Below are 17,326 nucleotides of genomic sequence, written 5' to 3' on the forward strand. Positions count from 1 at the left end.
TACAACACCCGCAGGCCGCACTCGGCGCTCGGCTATAGGCCCCCGGCGCCGGGGGCCTATAGCCCTGTCAAAAACCCGGTTTCTCGGCCTCAGGTTGTGATGTAAACTCTCTCACAAGGATTGGTACAAAATCTCGGGCGGGTCAGGCCGGTTGTACGGAGGCGAATTCCTTCAGCGCCTCGACTCCATTAGCGGCCGCTACCACGCGAAAGCCCTGCGTGCGCAGCAGGGTCGCCATATATTCGCGGAAGGCGGGCTCGTCATCGGCAATCAGAATCGTGGACGGCATTCATCTTCTCCTGGGAATGCGAAACTGTATACTCGCCATTCCCATGGCAGCTAACGGGAGGACAGGAATGGAATAATCCAACTCTAAGGACACAGACAGTTGATGGCCAGACTCTAGCCGGACCATCCCCTCCCTGAGTTTGCCCTCATTCTCACTATCGGCTCGCGGCTGGGGACCGATTACTTTTATGGACAATGAACATCCGTTATTGCGCCACGCCACCGGGCCTCTAAAGTGCTACTTTACGGGAGGTTATGGGCACAGGACAATAGATCGTCGGTACACTTATCTGTACATTATCTGTCATCGTTCATCAACGAATGCCTAGCAAGGGCCAATAGAAATTGACGGTGAGCAGGAGCATTACGAATTGGAAGAAGAGGAAGAAGGCACCGATCTTGGCTATTTCCTTGGCGCCGTAACTATTGAACGTGTAACCAGCGATGAGCACCAGTGATTGATAGATAAACAACTTGCCGCCCGTGGCCACGCTCCAGATCAGCCCCAGCGCCATCGGGTTCAGATTGGTGTCGTGCGCGAATTGCATAATCACCGGCATGCTCACCGAGACCATCGAAGTCTCTGACGCCAGCAACAGATGGGCCACAAATCCAGACCAGTAGAGCACCCAGGTGGCGTTCGAAATGCTGTTCATCATCGGCTCGATGGCTCCGAACATGGCGGTCGAGAGCACGCCCACCGCCCCGGTATCCCGCAGCACCTCGGCCATGCTGAGCGCGGCGCCCATGAACAGCACGATGAAGAAATTAACTTTCTTCAACTCCTCCATGCTCACCGCGCCGATCACCGGCAACGTAGCGGCCAGCCCCACGCCCATCCCAACCACGCCGGGCGGCAGATGGTGAATCTTGTCCGTGGACCACAGCAAGATGGCCAAGCCAGTCCAAAACGCCGCGCGCATTTCCCGACCGGACCACGGCCCCAGCGCGTCCAACTGCTCGCGCCATGCCGCCTTGCCGCCCGGCATCTCGGACTTCTCAGGCTTGTAGGCCCGCTGGATGTACCACCAGATGGCGAGTAGGTTGGCGATCCCCAGCGGAAGATAGGCGAGAAACCATTGGCTCCATAGCAGCTGGACCTTGCCGTGTTCCACAATCAGCGAATGCGCCAGAATCGCCGGCGTCGAGCCCAGGATGGTCTTGTCATTCAATGTGGCCGAGAACGTGACAGCCAGGATCAGTCCCTTGGCCAAATTGCTTTTCGCACCCAACCCAAAACTGGCCGCCACGCCCAATGCCAGCGACCCGAGCAGAATCACGCGCGGCGGGCCTGCCGGGATCATGGCGGTCATCACGAAATTGACGAGCAGCAATCCCAGCAGAATGCTGGAGTAGGACTTGCCGATCCAGGAGAGCACCAGAAAAGCCAGCCTCTTCGCCAAGCCCGTCTCGGTGACCATCATGCCGATAAACAGCGCGCCCAGCAGGAACCAGGGCGCTTCGCTGCTGGCGAAGCCGGAAAACGCGGTGCGGATTGGCGCGACCTTGAACGCCCAGAACATCCAGCACCCAATCAGCCCGGTGATGGCGTGCGGCACGGCCTCGGTGATCCACAAGACCACCATGAAGCAGCAGATGGCCAGCGCGTGCTGCGCCCTCGGCTCCAGCCCAAACGGCGCCGACCACAATCCCAGCAGCGCCAGCGGCGCGGCGATGGCTCCGACAATCTTGTGCCAGCTATAGCTTTCGCCCGCTGGGCCCGCCGGCATTCCCACCGGTATCCCTGACGGTATCGAAGTTGAACTCATCGCACTCCTCGGCCAATTCTCGATCGCAAAGATGGAGGTAGGAAAGAGAATGCTAAGTTAATGCAATCCACGTGTGAGTGCAAGGATTTGTTTTCCGGCGCGCGACAGAGCCGCGACCGTCAGGGAGCGGGGGTTGGTTTTGCTCGCAGTCACTCGCCGAGCGAACCACCGCTCCCTGACGGTCGCGGCTCTGTTTGGATCTCGGCCCCTCCCGCCTCGTCCCAGGCCTCACCCCATTTGGCATGACGCGCGCGGCGAAATGCTGGTCGGTCGCGCTTGGTGATCACCGCCCCGCGCAGCCCCTCCACCGCGCACAGATTCAGTTTGATTACACCGGGCGCCACGTGTGGATGGCGTATGATCCGGGCCTCCGGCAAGGCGACTGGAACTTTACTGAAAGCAATGTAGGAAAACTTCTCGTCTTCGTGCCCAAGCTGCCCGCCCTTGAGGCGGCGATGCAACGCCGTCCGCTCGACGCGCTGCGCGAAGTGGCACCAGTCATTTCCCGCCTTGGTCTCGATCTTGGTCTCTGACTTTACCTCTGTCAGGGGACACTCGCGCGCGTGCGGACAGGGAGCCACCATGTGCGCCCCCATTCCAAGCAACTTCGTTCGCCACTCGCGCACGCGCGCAAATCCCGCGGGCGTCCCCGGCTCGATGATAATCAGCAAGCGGCGCGCGGCGTTCCAAGCCTGCTCCAATACGCGCGACGCGGCATCGGCGGGCAACTCGCCCAGCGAGTAAGACAGCGCCACCAGATCGTGCGGCGTGAACTGCGCCCCTGCCATCTCAGATGCCATGTCGGCCTGCACCCACTCCGCCTCACGAATCGCTGCCAGGGGCGCTCCTTGGGACAATGACGCCGCAAGCGTCCTGCCCAGCGCAATCATTCCGGCGTCCGACTCCAGCAGCGTCATCTGGCGCAGTGTCGGAATGCACTCCGCCGCCGCCCAGGCCAGCGCGCCCGTCCCCGCGCCCAGGTCCAGTATGGTGGTGATAGCCGACGCGGCGCTTTTTTCGGGATGGCGTGACAGAGCCGGCAAAAACACTCTAGCAACTTCTTCGAGGACGGCCCTGCCCGCCGCATACGTTGCAGGCATCCGAGCCAGAGCGTAGGCCATGCGCTCGGCGTCAGACAATCGTTGCAGTGGGATTCCGTTGCGGTAACTCTCCGAAAGGCGCGCGTGCGCCGCCGAAAGTTCGGCGAGCCTGAATCGTGCCGCTTCGTTTTCGAGCGCGGCGCGCAATGCCGGAGGTAGCTGCATACGATGTGACCCAATGGAGCATAGCAAATTCAGCCAACGGATGCTGGATGTTCCTGCTGTACAGCCCGCCAGGCACAGGCTATCGTAGTACGTTATTTGCTGTTGAACACATCGACTGTGATGCCCACGATTAAAGACATTCCGGGACCCTACCGATTCTATTTCTACATTTTCGACTGCGGCGAGCCTTTGCACGTTCATGTTCGCCGGGAACGCGCCGGAATAGTGTATCCGAGCCGCGCCAGCTATTAAATGTCATGGTGCGTCCACGATAGGCAGATGCGCGACCCAGTCCTGCGTTCAGAGGCATCCCTGCTTTTCAGAATGATTCGACTGCGTTCCGGGTTCTGGTTTTCGTGCATGGTGGGCGCGCCATCATCCCGGCGCGCCGGCGCGGCTCGGATTAGGCACAGCATCCGACCAAACGGGCGCACGCGGCAGCGACCTGTTAGAGCGTCAGAGCGCCCTGCTAATGGGTCATGGCGTAGATGAGGTAGTTGATGCCGAGGCGGTAGGCTTGGCCGGTCATCTCGGCGGGATAGTACGGGTCGTCGGCGTGTTCCCAGGAGTCGCCCATATCCATGTTGAAGTTCATGGCCACCACCAGGCGGCCGGCGTCGTCGTAGATGCCGCGCCAGGCCACGGGGCCTTCCATGCGCACGGCAATCTGACCGTCGCGGCCCATGCGCAGATGGCGCAGACCGGGGAGTTGCTTACGGTCGCTCAGGTCGTAGAAGACGTGCATCATGGGGTCGTCATCGGGGATATCGACAATGGGCAGGCCGGGCAAAACTTTCTGCATCGCGGCTTCGAAGACGGCCCACTCGTACTCGCCGTGAAAATCATCCACCAGCATGAAGCCGCCGCGAAACAGATATTCGCGCAGACGCTCGGCATCCTCGTCGGTGGGACGCCAGTTGCCCTGTCCAGGCTGCTGCAGAAATAGAAATGGATAGTCGAACAGGCGCGGGTCCGTAAGCTCCACGTGGCGGCTGTCACCAAAAGACGAGATGTTCGTCAGGCGGTTCACCGCAATCGTGAAGTGTTCCTCGGCCATCGGATAATCCACTGCCCACCACGGATTGATGTAGCCGCGCGATCCGGCGCCGCCGCGCGTCGAGTAGATCATGCGGCCCATGTGAAACTCGGCTTCAGGGAATCGTTCGTTAGCGCTGGGAGCGCGGTTCCGCGGTTGACTGGGGTCCATGCCGCGCCGGCGACCGCCATTCTGGCTGCTGGCAATGGCCGCGACCATGCAAATGATCAGGCCCGCCGCAAGCAGGCGTGGCAAGTTGCGCGGGCGGTGTCTCGGAGGTGGTCTGCGATCATTCATTCCGGCGTTGTCTCCCGGCGAGATGCTGAATCGCGCGGCGCAAGGCCCGCTTCGGTTCCACGCGCTCGCTTGGAGCGCTACGCTTGCGAGTTTAACCCACCGCCGCACGCAGTGGTACTGGATTCGCTTCAAAAAAAGGCACGCGGGCAATGGTGTGGAAACGCGCCCCAGTCTAGCGAATCGCCACCGTAACCTGGTTGCTGGTGATGCCGCTTTGCGTGATCCGCAGCGGCACGGTGTTGCCGGGAGCGATGTTAGCGGGAACGCGAACGTTGATCTGATACAGTCCGACAAAGCCCGGAGCCAGCGCCTGGAACTCCACGGAAGCAGCTGCGCCGCCGATGGAGATGGCCACAGGATTCACCAGCGTGGCAAATGGCGGAGTGAGCGGAGCCGGCTGACCGGTCTGAACGGCTGGCTCAGTGGGGCCCAGACCCGTTGCAAAAATCTGGAGGACCGAGCCGCGGTCAATCGGGTTGCTGATCGAGTTGGGAGAGAAGTTTTCATTGAGTATCGCGCCCTGCGTTCCGCCAGCGGTGAATATGCCGGGTTGCGTCGGATCAATCTGAATAGCCTGCGCCGCGCTGACGATGCCACGGGCGGAGACCACCACGTCGGCGGAGTTTTGGCCGGTCAACTCCACGGGAACCTGGGCATTGATCTGCGTGGGACCGGCGAAGAAAATGGGCGCGTCCACGCCACCGATTTTTACCGATGCGCCGCCGAGCACGGTCGGTAGAGGAAGGCTGGTGGCGCAGTTGCCCCCAAAGCAAGCTCCCGCCGATGCGAGGTCGCGGCCAAAGATGGTGACAATGCTGCCCGGAGAAATCGGTTGCAGCGGCGCGAAGCTGGACGCGTTGACGGTTCCATTCTCCACAATAACGGGCAAGCCATTGATCACAGCGGTGTCCTGAGCGATTTGCCCGGTAAGCTGCAAATTGGATTCCTGCAAACCGGGGTTCAGCGCGCGCAGAGTAATCTGAACCGCATTCGACGGGCCCGCCGCGGGTGGCTGCGGAACCCATGTGCCGGTATAGAAACCATCGCGGAGATTGGTCAGCAGCATGGGCGTGTCTCCGGTGCTGAAACTAACCGAAACCGTGCTGTTGGGAACTGCCGCGCCGCAGTCATCCGTAACCGCGGTGGCCAGCACGGCGGGCCATCCCGTGGGAATCGAGAAACTGTTGCCCAGCCGCGTGCTGACAATCACCTGGCGCGTGGGCACGCATTCCCCGGCGGCGCGTTCATCGCCGGAGTCGGTGCTGCGGAGTTCCGCAACCTGCTGGCGCGCCGCGCTCGCCGAGGCCGCCGCGCGCAGAACCATGACCACCGCGACTTCACTGGTGCGTCCATCACCAAAGGTAAGGTTGACGGAGCCGCGGTAGATGCCCGCCGCGAGCGTACCGGGCGTGGCCTGAATCTGCAGGCGTGAGAGCTCGGCGGAACTCAGCAACGATCCCTGCGCGGGACTGACGGTCAGCCAGCCGGCGCCATCGGAGGTGGCTGCGCCTGCGGAGTAGGTGAGTGGCGCGCCGCCGGTGGTCTGCAGGGCGACGGATTGCCGTTGCGGTCCGCTGCCCACGGTGCCGGAGAGGATCACCCCGGTAGGCGACACGGTGGCGATGGGCGCCGATCCCGCCGGCAGGACGCGCAGCAGCACGCTGACCACCTGCGGACTATTGCGCGCATCGGGGGCACCCACCAACAGTAATCCGCCATAGAGACCTGGCGCCAGTTCCCCCGGATCCACTTCCACGGCTGCCTCGGGCGAACTCGTCGGCCGCGCTCTGTCGCTCTCACCACTGGGCGTGGAGACCTTCAGCCAACTGCCTTGCTCCGTTCGCGCGCGCAACTGCCACTGCATCCGTCCCTGCCCCTGATTGAGAACGCGCAGCGACTGGGAGGGGATGAAGTTGGACCCTTGGACGGCGGTGAACGTCATGCTGTCCGTGCTGAGCAGGATGCGTCCCTCCGGCGGCGATACCTGGAGGGAGACCAACACCGTGGCCGTCGCGCCGCTGCTGGTGTGCGTAACCGTGATGAGTCCCAGATAGAATCCCGTCCCTAGCCCGGCGGGGTTCACGGAGACGGCAATGTCATTGGGCCGGTCGGGCCGGGCTGTCCCGGAACTCTGCGAAATATTCAGCCAGTCGCTGCCGCGAGAGAGAACCATTTCAGCGCGCCAGATCAAGTCGCCGCCGCCGGTGTTGGACACGGAGAGAATTCGAGAATCACCGGCAGCGGAACTCCCCTGCGCGGCTTCAAAAGCCAGCGAGCCGGTGGAGAGCGAGAGCCGCGCCGCGCTTGGCGGGTCCACCACCAACGACACGGGGATGGTTACTGTGCCGGCTGGATTCTCCGTCGAGCGGACCGTCAGCGTAGCTTGATACGATCCCGGAGTGAGGCCGGTGGGGTCCGCGGTTACCAGAACATATGAGGGAGCCGAACCGGCGGTGGCGGAAAGCCTGATCCAGCGGCCTCCGGTGCCGGTCGTTGTATCAATGCTCCAGGTCAGGATTCAGGACCCTGAGTTCTGGATGGCCAGCACTTCCGGGTAGGTGCCGCCGCCGCCCTGTTGAACGCGAAACGCAATGGAGGTTCGGCTCACGCGAAGTGAAGCGGGCCTGCCCGTGGACAACAGAATGCGCCGGATGCGATTGTTGTTCGAGTCGGCGATGAAGATGTTTCCCGCCGCATCAACGGCCACGGCTTCCGGTGTGTTGAGAAAAGCGAAACGCGCTTCCAGCCCGTCGCCGTAGAAGGCTGGGAATCCAAATCCTGCGACGGTGTCGATCACATTCCCGCGCACCACGCGCACCGCATGATTTTCTTCATCGGATACGAAAATGTTGCCGTTGCGGTCCACGGCCAGCCCGGAGGGAGTGCCCATCTACGCATCGAGCGGCGATCCCAGATCGCCCGTGTAGCCCGAGGATTCCCCGACTCCCGCCACGCGCGAGATGATGCCGGTGGAAAGATTCAAGCGGCGCACCACGGAGTTTCCGCTGTCGGCGATCAACAGATTTCCGGTGGCGTCGAAGGCCAGACCTTCCGGTCGATCCATCTGCGCCTGTAGCGCGGAGCCGCCATCGCCACGGTAGCCCTGTTGGCGGCACAGCCCGGCGATGCGCGTGACGATTCCCGCGAAATTAACGCGGCGAATGCAGTGATTCTCCCGATCGGAGATATAAACATTTCCCGCGGCGTCTCCCATGGCCATGTAAGGGCCATCAAACTCTGCCGCCGTGGCGGGTCCACCATCACCGCTGTAATCGCGCTGGTAAAGCCGGCCCGCGATGGTGGTGATCCGGCCAGTGGACAAGTTCAACTTGCGGACCATGCTGTAGGCTTCTGTAAACAGCAGATTGCCATCGCGATCAACCGATACCGTAAATGGAGTATCGAGGCTGGAAGACGCCGCCACCGAGCCATCCGGGACCGCAATGGGCAGACCGTTTCCCGCCACCGTCGAAATGACGCCTGCCGCGCTGACGCGGCGGATGCGGTGATGATTGATGTCCGTGATGTAATATTCCCCGCCCGGCGCGAAGGCAATGCTGGTGGGATAGGAGAGGGCGCCTTCCAGCGCGGGGCCGCCATCCAGAACGCCCGGAGTTCCCGCTAAGGTGCGCACTCGCTGCGTACTCGAGTCCACTCTCCGCACCATTCCCAAGCCATCGATGGTGATGAACAAGTTCCCGACGGCATCGAAAGTGAAGTTGTTGATACCCGGCATATGATCGGCCGTGGCCAGAATGTCGTCCTGCGGAAAACCAGAGAGACCGGCGCCACCGGCGATGCGCGTGAGCGCGCCGCCCGCTCCTACGCGAAAAATTCCACTGTCGTAAAAATAGGAGTCCGCGACGTGCAACTGCCCCGCCGCGTTTACTGCCACTGATTTCGAGAGCACCAGTCCTGCTTGCCGGGGAACTTCGGTGGTGATGATGCCGTTGACGTCCACTTTACGCACCACGGCGAAGCTGGTCTGCGCGAACGGGTCATACAGATTGTCGGTGATGAAGAGATTGCCAGCCAGGTCCACGGCCAGGCCCCAGGGAACACTAAAACTAGCTTGCCGCGCGGGACCTCCGTCGCCGCTGTAGCCGATCATTCCATTGCCGGCCACGGTCTCGATGACGCCGCTGCGCAGGTCGATGCGGCGGATCACGCGGTTGCCCGTATCGGCGATGTAAAGCACATTGCGCGCGCGGTCAATGGCCAGCCCGGTCGGCCCGGACAGATCGGCGAGAACCGCTCTGCCGCCGTCGCCCGAGTAATCAAATTGCCCTGAACCAGCGACGTTGGTAACCGTGCCGCTCGGCGTGATCTTGCGCACGCGGGAAAGCGTGAAATCCGAAAAATACACGCTGCCGTCGGCGTCGATGGCAAGCGCAATTGGCAGTCCCAGGGCTGCGCTGCGGGCGGGGATGGGCAGCGCGTCATCAAAGGTGCTACCACCTCCGGCGGCGATGGTGCTCACCGCGGTGGACGCCGCGATCTTGCGAATCACAAAGTTGCCGTAGTCGGCGACGTAAACGTTGCCGGATGAATCAACCGCCACGCCCTCCGGGCGAATCAAGGGAGTTTGCAGAGCAGGCCGGTTATCGAGCAGCGGGTTCCCTGCGACAGTGTTGATGATCTGGGCGTAAGCTCGATGAGCCGCCAGAAGGGATACAGCTAGAATCGCAAGGCGGATCGTTTGTAGAGGATAATTCATAAGTGGTTATACGTCCTACGATTTTGATCGATTCTCCGCAAGTTTAGAAGTCTGCTACAAGCCTGTCAACCGCAGCCCCGGACTTTTCGTCTCCTGCGCCGAAATTCCCTTGCCGCTTTTGCGCCGCACTTTGAAGAACTGGCGCAGCAGCTCGGCGCACTCTTCGGCCAGCACGCCACGGGAGATCGCGATGCGGTGGTTCAGACGCGCTTCGTCGGCGATGCGATAAAGCGAGCGAACCCCGCCCGCTTTGGGGTCATCGCAGCCATAGACCAGCCGCGTGATCCGCGCCTGCACCAGCGCCCCGGCGCACATCGCGCAAGGCTCGACGCTTACGTAGAGCGTGGCGCCCGGCAGACGATAGTTGCCTGCGCGGCGCGCCGCCGCGCGCAGCGCGACGATTTCAGCGTGAGCCGTGGGGTCGCCCGCGCCGATAGGCCGGTTGCGCCCGCGCCCAATGATTTCGTCGCCAAGCTTTGTCGTCATGATGACGATCGCGCCCACCGGCACTTCGCCCCCGACGGCGGCACGGCGGGCCTGCTCCAGCGCCAGGCGCATGTAGAACTCATCGCGATCGCGCGCAGTGGGAATTTTTGCCGGTGAGTTTCTCATATTGAATGAATCGGTCCCCAGTTCCCAAGGACGCTTACCTGTTGACCCCTATCGCCAGCTCGCTCTGGTAGCCACGGTCAGCGTATTTCTGGCCGTGGGGTTTCCTGTGGCATCACCAGTCCACGGCGAGAATTGCGCGCACCGTGGCTACCAATAAAAGACTACCGCATTAGCCGCCCCGCGCTCCACTTGCAAGTGGCCACGAGATGCGTTAGGGTAATAGTTTGGTTCTCGGTCCTACCGGCTTGCCATGTGTATTCCATGTGTCTGCGCCGGCTGGGGATTCGCGGGACGCATTACCATTCAGCGCGAGGATTCAATGGCCACGAGCGGCGGAGTTGCAGGTTTCCTGAAGAAGCTATTCCTGGTGGAGATTTTCCAGGGCATGGCCGTGACCATGAAGTACAATCTCGCGCTCGCTCGCCCTGGCAAGCCCAAGGATCTCTACACCGAGGAGTACCCCAGGGAACGTCCCGCGGTGGCGGAACGGTATCGCGGCGCGCCGCGGCTGAACATCAATCCGGATACCGCCGAGACGCTCTGCATCGGCTGCAACCTCTGTGCGCTGGCCTGCCCCGAGCGCTTGATCGTGGTTACCACGGCACGCGACGAGACCACTAACAAGAAAGTCCTCACGACATTTACCTACGACACTTCGCGCTGTATGTTCTGCGGACTGTGCGAAGACGCCTGCCCGGTGGAGGCGCTGGAACTTTCACAGGACTTCGAGCTGGCCAGCTACACGCGCGACGGCGCCATCTGGGACCGCCAGATGCTCGAAGAAGGCCCCCGGCCAACGCGCTACACTCAGTAAGTTTTCACACACATTTTCGCAACAGCGCCACGACCCCGAAGGAGTGGTCACGTTCCAGGGTCACGAGCTATGTCACGAATTATGGTCCAACGGGTCCACTCCCTCACGGTCTCGGCTCTGTTGCATGGTTCTATTGCGTGTTCTGTTTGGAATGATAATTTCTGGCGGGGCTACTTGCGGTTGATGCCGATGCCGTGCTGTTTCACGTAATGCTTGAGGGACTGCTGCACTTCCAACGGCACATTCTTAAAGCGCACGCCTACGCCGGTATCGGTGGAATAGGCGACGATGCCAGTGACTTCCAGTGGCTTGCTGTCCGGCTCAAACCCGATCTCGAGTTTCAAGTCTTGGCCCACCATATCCTTATTTGAGCCGTTCAGCAGGATTCCGTACTCGCTGAATTCGCGCGCCAGCCAGCGAAACTGCTTGCGGCCCCAGTTCACCACCACTGGAAAGGTGACGTGCAAGCGCGGAACGCGGCGCTTTTCCTGAAATTTTTTCTCTTCAGCCATGTTATTAACTTTGGGGCGCGCTTGAACCCGGCACCTTGAAACGACCCGAGACCCTCTGCCCGTGTGCGTTGTCGATTCCAACCATTAATCCCACTAAAAGTACCATAGAATCCCCACCAGCGGTCTGGCGAATGGGACTGATACCGATTGTGAACTCCCCGCCCGCCTTGTGTATCTGCGCCCGACTGGTTGTGAGTCGAAGCAAAGGAGGGACTGGCAGCATTCGCTATTCGTATGAGAAAAGAGTCCTGGTCCTCAAGTACTCTTGTCGCCAGTAGCGCGGCGCACTATCATCATTGCGGCGCATATTGAAATCGCGGATTATAGGCACACCGTAAATGGGCGAGTCAATGGAACGGAAAAACATACAGCCCGGGGAACGGAAAAACATACCGCCAGATTTAGATGGTCCCGCGCCTGTTCATATGCCCGCCCCCGCTCGTGCATCCCTGGGAACTCCTACGGCACTGCCCCGGCGCTCCAAGAACTGGCAACGAGGGGCGTTGAGCGCCGCCGTCATTGCGCTGGCCACCGCCGCCGCATGGGGACTCAGCGCCACCAGCGCGCTGCGTCAACTGGAGCTGAAGATTCACGATCAGACGGTGATCTGGGCTGGTGAGAGCGCCCCACCGGACAACATCGTCATTGTCACCATGGACCCCGCGACCGAAAAAGCCATTCCTGCCCCGCGCATCCTGTGGCACCCGCAATATGCAGCGCTGATGCGCGCCATCGGGCGAGGTGGAGCCCAGGCTGCTGCGTTCGATATTTTCCTGGCCATCTCCGTCGAACCCTGGGCACCGGACTACGACCGTCAAATCGCCGAAGCCTTTTCTGAAGTGGCCATGACCACTCCCTTCGTGATGGCTTTTGATACAGCGGATGGCGTGCCCGACCATTTGCCTCTCTACCTGCTGGCCAACACCATGCAACTCACCGGATTCGCCAACTTTACGCTCGATGCCGATGGCTTCGTCCGCCGCCAGCAGTTAATCAGCAATGATGGCACAATCGAATCGCTGGCCGCGCGCCTGGCCGCTGCGGCGACGGGCGAGTCCTGGAACGCCGCGGATTACGCGAGCGGGGCGGCACCGGCGTTGCAGCTCGGCGAGCGCGTGGTGCCGGTGGATGGCGACCGCGCCGTGGCGATTTCATACTATGGCCCCGCAAAGCACTTCAAACGAGTGTCGATGATCGAGGTATTGCGCGCCGCGGAAAAGCAGGACGAGAAAGCGCTACGCGGAATGTTTGAAGGCAAAGTGGTTCTGGTAGGCACGATCGAATCATCCGACACGCACCCCACGCCGTTTTATCGCGCCGGCGACTCGCCGCAACTGACACCCGGAGTGGAGATACACGCGAATGTATTGGCCGCGCTTCTGGAGAGCCGCTTCCTGCGCGGCACGCCGAGTTGGGCGACTCTTCTGCTGATGCTGCTGGCGGCCACCGCGGCAGCAGGCATTGCTCGCTGGTGCGGCTCGCATCGCAACCTGGTCACCAGCGCCGCGGCCCTGGTGCTACTGGCGGCTGGATATCTTCTGCTCTCCGCCCAAGTGCTGAAAACCGGATTGGTGCTGCCGAAAGTTCCGGTGCTACTGGCGCTGGCGCTTTCATCGGGAGCTGCATACGCAGCTTCCTCGCTGACTGAAGGCCGCCAGCGGAAGCTGCTGCAGGAAGTCTTTGGCCGTTATGTCAACGAAGACGTCGCGCGCGAGTTGCTGGAGTTCGGCGACATCCCTCTCGGCGGCAACCGCCAGCAGATCACGGTGATGTTCACCGACCTGCGCAACTACACCAGCTACAGCGAAGGCCGCGACCCGCATCAACTGGTGGAAGAGTTAAATGAGTATTTCGGGGGCATGTCGGCGGAGGTCAAGGCCCACGGCGGCATGATTAACAAGTTTATCGGCGACGGCATCATGGCCATATGGGGCGCGCCGGTGGAGCACGTTGACGATGCGCGGCGCGCCGTGGCCTGCGGACTGGGCATGGTCGAGCGCAACCGGATCATGAATGAGCGCCGCGCCACGCAGCAGCAGGAGCCGCTTCGCGTGGGCATCGGAGTCCACACCGGCATCGTGATGGTGGGCCACATCGGCGCGCCCGAGAAGATGGAGTACACCGCCATGGGCGACACCGTGAATCGCGCGGCGCGCATTGAAAGCGAGAACAAGGGTTTCGGGACGCAACTGCTGATCAGCGAGACCACCTATCATCTGGTCGCCGATATGATTACGGCGAAGTGTGTCGGCAAGGCCGACATGAAGGGCGTCGCGGAATCGGTCACTCTTTATGAAGTAACGGGATTAAGATAGTTACAAGGGACCAAGGAGATAGAGATGTCCATGCCAATCCGTTCATTTAGATTCATCCTGATCAGCCTGGCAGCGTTCACAACCTCCGCTGACGCGCAGACCGTGGGACTGCTGCCCATGATCAAAGGCGATGTCCGTATGATTCGCGCCGGCCAGACCACCGGCGTGCCCGCCCGCATCGCCGACCTGATCGGCGTCGGTGACCGCGTGATTACCGCGGCGGGCGCGGAAGCTACGATCTTGTTCTGCCCGGAATCGCGCGGCGCTAAACTGCTGGCCGATGGCGAAGCCGAGTTTACGGCAACCGCCATGCAGGTTCGCAAGGGCAAGCTCGGCGAAGAACGCAAAGTACCCAACTGCAAGCTGCCCGCCAGTCTATTGGCCAGCGCCAGCAAACAACAGGCCGGGATGCTGCGTCTGCGGGGCGCGCCGGTGATCCTGCGCACGCCTTCGCGCACCAACGTGGCCGGCCAGCAGCCGGAGTTTCGCTGGGACCCAGTCGCAAACGCCACCAGCTATGAAGTCAAGCTGCTGGATCGCGAAGAACGCATCCTGTGGAAGAAGGTCATTCCCGCGTCCGAACTGAAATATCCGGCGGAGTCCTCCGCTCTGGAATACGGGCAGAAATATTGGTGGCGGGTTACCGCCTTCGAAAACGCTGAGAACGTGGCCGAAGTCGGCTCCTACTTTCAACTGTTACCCAGCGATAAAGCCGCGCTGGTCAAGGAATCCGAGGCCAGTCTGCTGGAGATGCGCACCGCCGCGCCGGACGATAGCGGCCCGCTGTTCCTGCTCGCGTTTCTTTATGAAGACAACGGCATGCTGGACGCCGCCGCGCGCACCTACGGCCAGTTGAATACAAGCATGAGCCAGCAGGAATGGGTGCAGAGCCGCCTCAACGACTTGATGGGCAAACTCGGCTGGGACCGCCTGGAATCCGGCGCAGCCAAGTAGCGGCAAAGTAACAGCGCCCGTGACAGTGCCGCGACCGTCAGCGAGCGGACCCGGTGGCCGGGCCGCAACGCTTTCTCATTGCTCGCCGCATTGCTTTTCCAACGCTTCCCCAACCTTCCCAGTGATTCTGGCGCGTGACGCTGCACATCGTGCCCGCTCAGGCCGGGTCCGCTCGCTGACGCGCGCGGCTCTGTCACTTGTTCGCGCCCCGCTGCTGTGCCAGAATAAGCTCATGCGCATCCCGGTGAAGTTCGACGGGGCTTCCTTGCTTTTCCTGGTCTCATTTATCTTGATGAGCTTTGGCGCAGGACTGCATCCGGGCCAATCTCAGGCACCAGCGCCCATCGCCATACAGAATCTTCCACCCGCCGCGCCGCAAAGCGCGGAGTCCGCTCAGGCGCCTCCGGCCGAAGAAGAAGCCGCGCCGCCGATGTTTGAAGTGGAGGTGCAGGTGGTTACCGTCCCGGTTACGGTTACCGACCGCGACGGCAATTTCGTCACCGACCTGAATCCCACCGACTTCCGCATCCTGGACAACGGCAAGCAACAGCGCATCGAAAATTTCGAGTTGAGCTTCGACCCGCTATCGATGGTGGTGGTGGTGCAGACCAGCGGGCGCGTCGCAAAGGCGCTCGAGGAGATCAAGAGATCCGGCATTCTCTTTACGCAATTGATCCTCGGCGAAACGGGCGAGGCCGCCATCATTACGTTTGATCGCGAGGTGCGCCTCGCGCAGGACTTCACCTCCGACCCCGAGAAGATTGAGTCCACGCTAAAAAACATAAAGGCCGGTACGGACGAAGTCCACCTCAGCGACGCCGTGAGCCGCGCGCTGACCATACTGCAACGGCGCGGCAAAGGCCGCCGCAAAGTGGCCGTGGTCATCTCCGAGGCCCGCGACACAGGCTCCAGCGCCACGGCCGGGTTCGTGCTGCGTGGCGCGCAGCAGATGGGCATCAGCGTCTACACCGTTTCGCTCGACTCGGTTCGCGGCATGATCGATCGCACCAAGAGCGAAGGCCCGGCCGCCGCTTATCCTGCCGGAGTGATCTGGCGGCCCGGCCCAGCCAATGCGCCGCCCACGCCGGATACCCAGATCCCCATCGGCACGGCGAACCTCAATATACTCCCGCTGATCGAGGAGCTGGTCACCTACACCAAGAATTTGCTGGGTGGTAATCACATGAAGTTCTATGCGACAGGAAGCGGCGCGGCGGACTTCTCCTCCAACAACATGGAGTCGCTGGAAAATGCCATCACCCGCATCGGCCAGGAACTGCGCGACCAGTATATGCTCACCTACCGCCCCAATAATCTCGACAAGCCCAGCTTCCACCACATCCTGGTCCAGGCCGCCCGGCCCGGCGAGAAGCTCAACGTGCGCACCCGCCCCGGCTACATGTACACCCGCGGCGGCAAGGGCGCGGCGGCACCGCCCCCCCCCAGCAACGTCCGTTAGAGGCCGAGGGCTTCGACGACGGCGTCGTGGAAGGCGGGGCGGAACACGCGGATGGCTTCATTCGTGCGCGTGGGGTGGACGCGGTTGGTGAGCAGCACGACGAAGAGTTGCTTCTCCGGGTCAATCCACAGCGACGTGCCGGTGAATCCCAAATGGCCGTAGGCGGCGGGCGAGAAGTATTTCCCAGATGACGACGGCGCGCTGGGCTTGTCCCAACCGAGTCCGCGCGGCGCGCCGTCACCGGAAGGGCCAGCGGGGCTGCCGGGCTGGCTGCGCGTGAACTCGCGGATCGTCTCCGCTTTGATGATCTGCGTTCCCTTCCACATTCCTTCCTGCAACATCATCTGACAGAACACCGCCAAGTCCGGCGCGGTCGAGAACAATCCCGCGTGGCCCGCGACTCCGCCCATCACCCAGGCGTTCTCGTCATGGACTTCGCCGTGAATCAGGCGGTGCCGGAAATCGTTATCAATCTCCGTGGGTGCGATGCGCGGCAACAGTTCGCGGAGCGGATTGAAGAACGTACTGGTCATGCCCAATGGCGAGAAAATTTCCCGAGGGCAGCGAGACAACACCCCATCCACATGCGAGTCGCAGGACGCCGCCCACTCCAGCAACGCCCCCAGCAGAATGAATCCCACATCGCTATAGACCGTGCGCGTTCCCGGCGCGGCCTCCAGCGGAAGGGCGAGTGCCTCGGCCAGCACGTGTTCGCGCTGCCGCCCGCGCAGAAAAAACTTCTCGTAGGCGGGCAAGCCGGAGCTGTGCGCCAGCAGATGACGCACCGTCACGCGCTTCCGCATGTCAACTTCTGTTTCCGTGATGTCCTGCTCCAGAAACTCAGGCAGATAGCGCGCGATGGGATTATCCAAATGAAGTACGCCATCGTCCACCAGCAGCATGGCCAGCGCGGTGGTGGCGACTACCTTGGTGAGCGAAGCGCAGTCATAAATTGTGTCCGCGCCCACGGGCGGCGAATTTTCATCGTAAGTCTGCCGCCCCGCCTGAATGAGCGTTATCTCCCCACGATACCCAATGGCCGCCGACGCGCCCGGAAACACGCCCTCGATCACGGCCTGCCGCAAAATGCGAACCGGCTTGGCGAGCGCTGGCGCAGCATCAGCGCCTGGGCGCATGGACTGGAAAGGAGGGCCGGCGGGAAATTCGCTCATGGGCTGAATGTACCTCCCTTGCGAAACGCGCGCAACCCGTTGGCCTCGGCGCGGCGAGCATTCTGACCTCAACCCTCTGCGCAATCTGTGTAATCTGCGGATCGAACTATTCTGCT

At 61.8% G+C, this 17,326-nt stretch carries 14 protein-coding genes and 1 pseudogene; 5 read left to right on the forward strand and 10 right to left on the reverse strand.

Annotated features, from left to right (window positions below; genetic code table 11):
- Positions 1–142: 142 nt before the first annotated feature.
- The 3 genes from EXQ56_01790 to EXQ56_01800 form a co-directional block, all read right to left on the reverse strand.
- Entirely contained in the window at positions 143–289 is a 147-nt protein-coding gene (locus EXQ56_01790) for a response regulator (GenBank protein ID MSO19187.1), read from the reverse strand.
- Positions 290–602: 313 nt separating this feature from the next.
- Positions 603–2,057, reverse strand: coding sequence for a hypothetical protein (locus EXQ56_01795; GenBank protein MSO19188.1), 1,455 nt, complete (start codon positions 2,055–2,057; stop codon positions 603–605).
- A 149-nt stretch (positions 2,058–2,206) separates the two neighbouring features.
- Entirely contained in the window at positions 2,207–3,322 is a 1,116-nt protein-coding gene (locus EXQ56_01800) for an rRNA methyltransferase (GenBank protein ID MSO19189.1), read from the reverse strand.
- 120 nt (positions 3,323–3,442) lie between these two features.
- Here EXQ56_01800 and EXQ56_01805 point away from each other — a divergent pair.
- Positions 3,443–3,535, forward strand: a pseudogene (locus tag EXQ56_01805) (DUF4160 domain-containing protein).
- A 256-nt stretch (positions 3,536–3,791) separates the two neighbouring features.
- Here the strand turns inward: EXQ56_01805 and EXQ56_01810 are convergent.
- The 5 genes from EXQ56_01810 to tadA form a co-directional block, all read right to left on the reverse strand.
- Positions 3,792–4,655 carry a DUF4159 domain-containing protein gene (locus EXQ56_01810; GenBank protein ID MSO19190.1) on the reverse strand — a complete coding sequence of 288 codons (864 nt, stop codon included), beginning with the start codon at positions 4,653–4,655 and terminating at the stop codon, positions 3,792–3,794.
- A 172-nt stretch (positions 4,656–4,827) separates the two neighbouring features.
- On the reverse strand, positions 4,828–6,984 hold the full coding sequence (locus tag EXQ56_01815) for a hypothetical protein (protein MSO19191.1): 2,157 nt from the start codon (positions 6,982–6,984) through the stop codon (positions 4,828–4,830).
- 189 nt (positions 6,985–7,173) lie between these two features.
- A complete protein-coding gene (locus tag EXQ56_01820; GenBank protein ID MSO19192.1) occupies positions 7,174–7,545 on the reverse strand; it encodes a hypothetical protein in 372 nt (123 codons plus the stop codon).
- Positions 7,546–9,372, reverse strand: a complete 1,827-nt coding sequence (locus EXQ56_01825; GenBank protein ID MSO19193.1) for a hypothetical protein — start codon at positions 9,370–9,372, stop codon at positions 7,546–7,548.
- Positions 9,373–9,426: 54 nt separating this feature from the next.
- On the reverse strand, positions 9,427–9,984 hold the full coding sequence (gene tadA / locus EXQ56_01830; protein MSO19194.1) for a tRNA adenosine(34) deaminase TadA: 558 nt from the start codon (positions 9,982–9,984) through the stop codon (positions 9,427–9,429).
- 319 nt (positions 9,985–10,303) lie between these two features.
- On the opposite strand from tadA, the gene EXQ56_01835 reads away from it, so the two are divergent.
- The gene (locus EXQ56_01835) at positions 10,304–10,798 is read left to right on the forward strand and encodes an NADH-quinone oxidoreductase subunit I (protein ID MSO19195.1); all 495 of its coding nucleotides are present in this window, start codon (positions 10,304–10,306) and stop codon (positions 10,796–10,798) included.
- Positions 10,799–10,968: 170 nt separating this feature from the next.
- On the opposite strand, the gene EXQ56_01840 is transcribed toward EXQ56_01835, so the two are convergent.
- Positions 10,969–11,310: a PilZ domain-containing protein gene (locus EXQ56_01840; GenBank protein MSO19196.1), complete on the reverse strand. Its 342-nt coding sequence runs from the start codon at positions 11,308–11,310 to the stop codon at positions 10,969–10,971.
- 338 nt (positions 11,311–11,648) lie between these two features.
- Here EXQ56_01840 and EXQ56_01845 point away from each other — a divergent pair, with 338 nt between their 5' ends.
- From EXQ56_01845 to EXQ56_01855, 3 genes are all read left to right on the forward strand, one after another.
- A complete protein-coding gene (locus EXQ56_01845) occupies positions 11,649–13,625 on the forward strand; it encodes an adenylate/guanylate cyclase domain-containing protein (protein ID MSO19197.1) in 1,977 nt (658 codons plus the stop codon).
- Positions 13,626–13,649: 24 nt separating this feature from the next.
- Positions 13,650–14,579 carry a hypothetical protein gene (locus EXQ56_01850; protein MSO19198.1) on the forward strand — a complete coding sequence of 310 codons (930 nt, stop codon included), beginning with the start codon at positions 13,650–13,652 and terminating at the stop codon, positions 14,577–14,579.
- A gap of 232 nt (positions 14,580–14,811) precedes the next feature.
- Positions 14,812–16,038, forward strand: coding sequence for a VWA domain-containing protein (locus tag EXQ56_01855; protein MSO19199.1), 1,227 nt, complete (start codon positions 14,812–14,814; stop codon positions 16,036–16,038).
- Here EXQ56_01855 and EXQ56_01860 read toward each other — a convergent pair.
- Positions 16,035–17,210 (reverse strand): serine hydrolase, encoded by a 1,176-nt coding sequence (locus tag EXQ56_01860; GenBank protein ID MSO19200.1) that lies wholly within the window; start codon positions 17,208–17,210, stop codon positions 16,035–16,037. The two genes, EXQ56_01855 and EXQ56_01860, sit on opposite strands and share 4 nt — an antisense overlap.
- Between the last annotated feature and the right edge of the window lie 116 nt (positions 17,211–17,326).

It is taken from the genome of Acidobacteriota bacterium (assembly GCA_009691245.1).
Taxonomy (GTDB): Bacteria; Acidobacteriota; Terriglobia; order 2-12-FULL-54-10; family 2-12-FULL-54-10; genus SHUM01.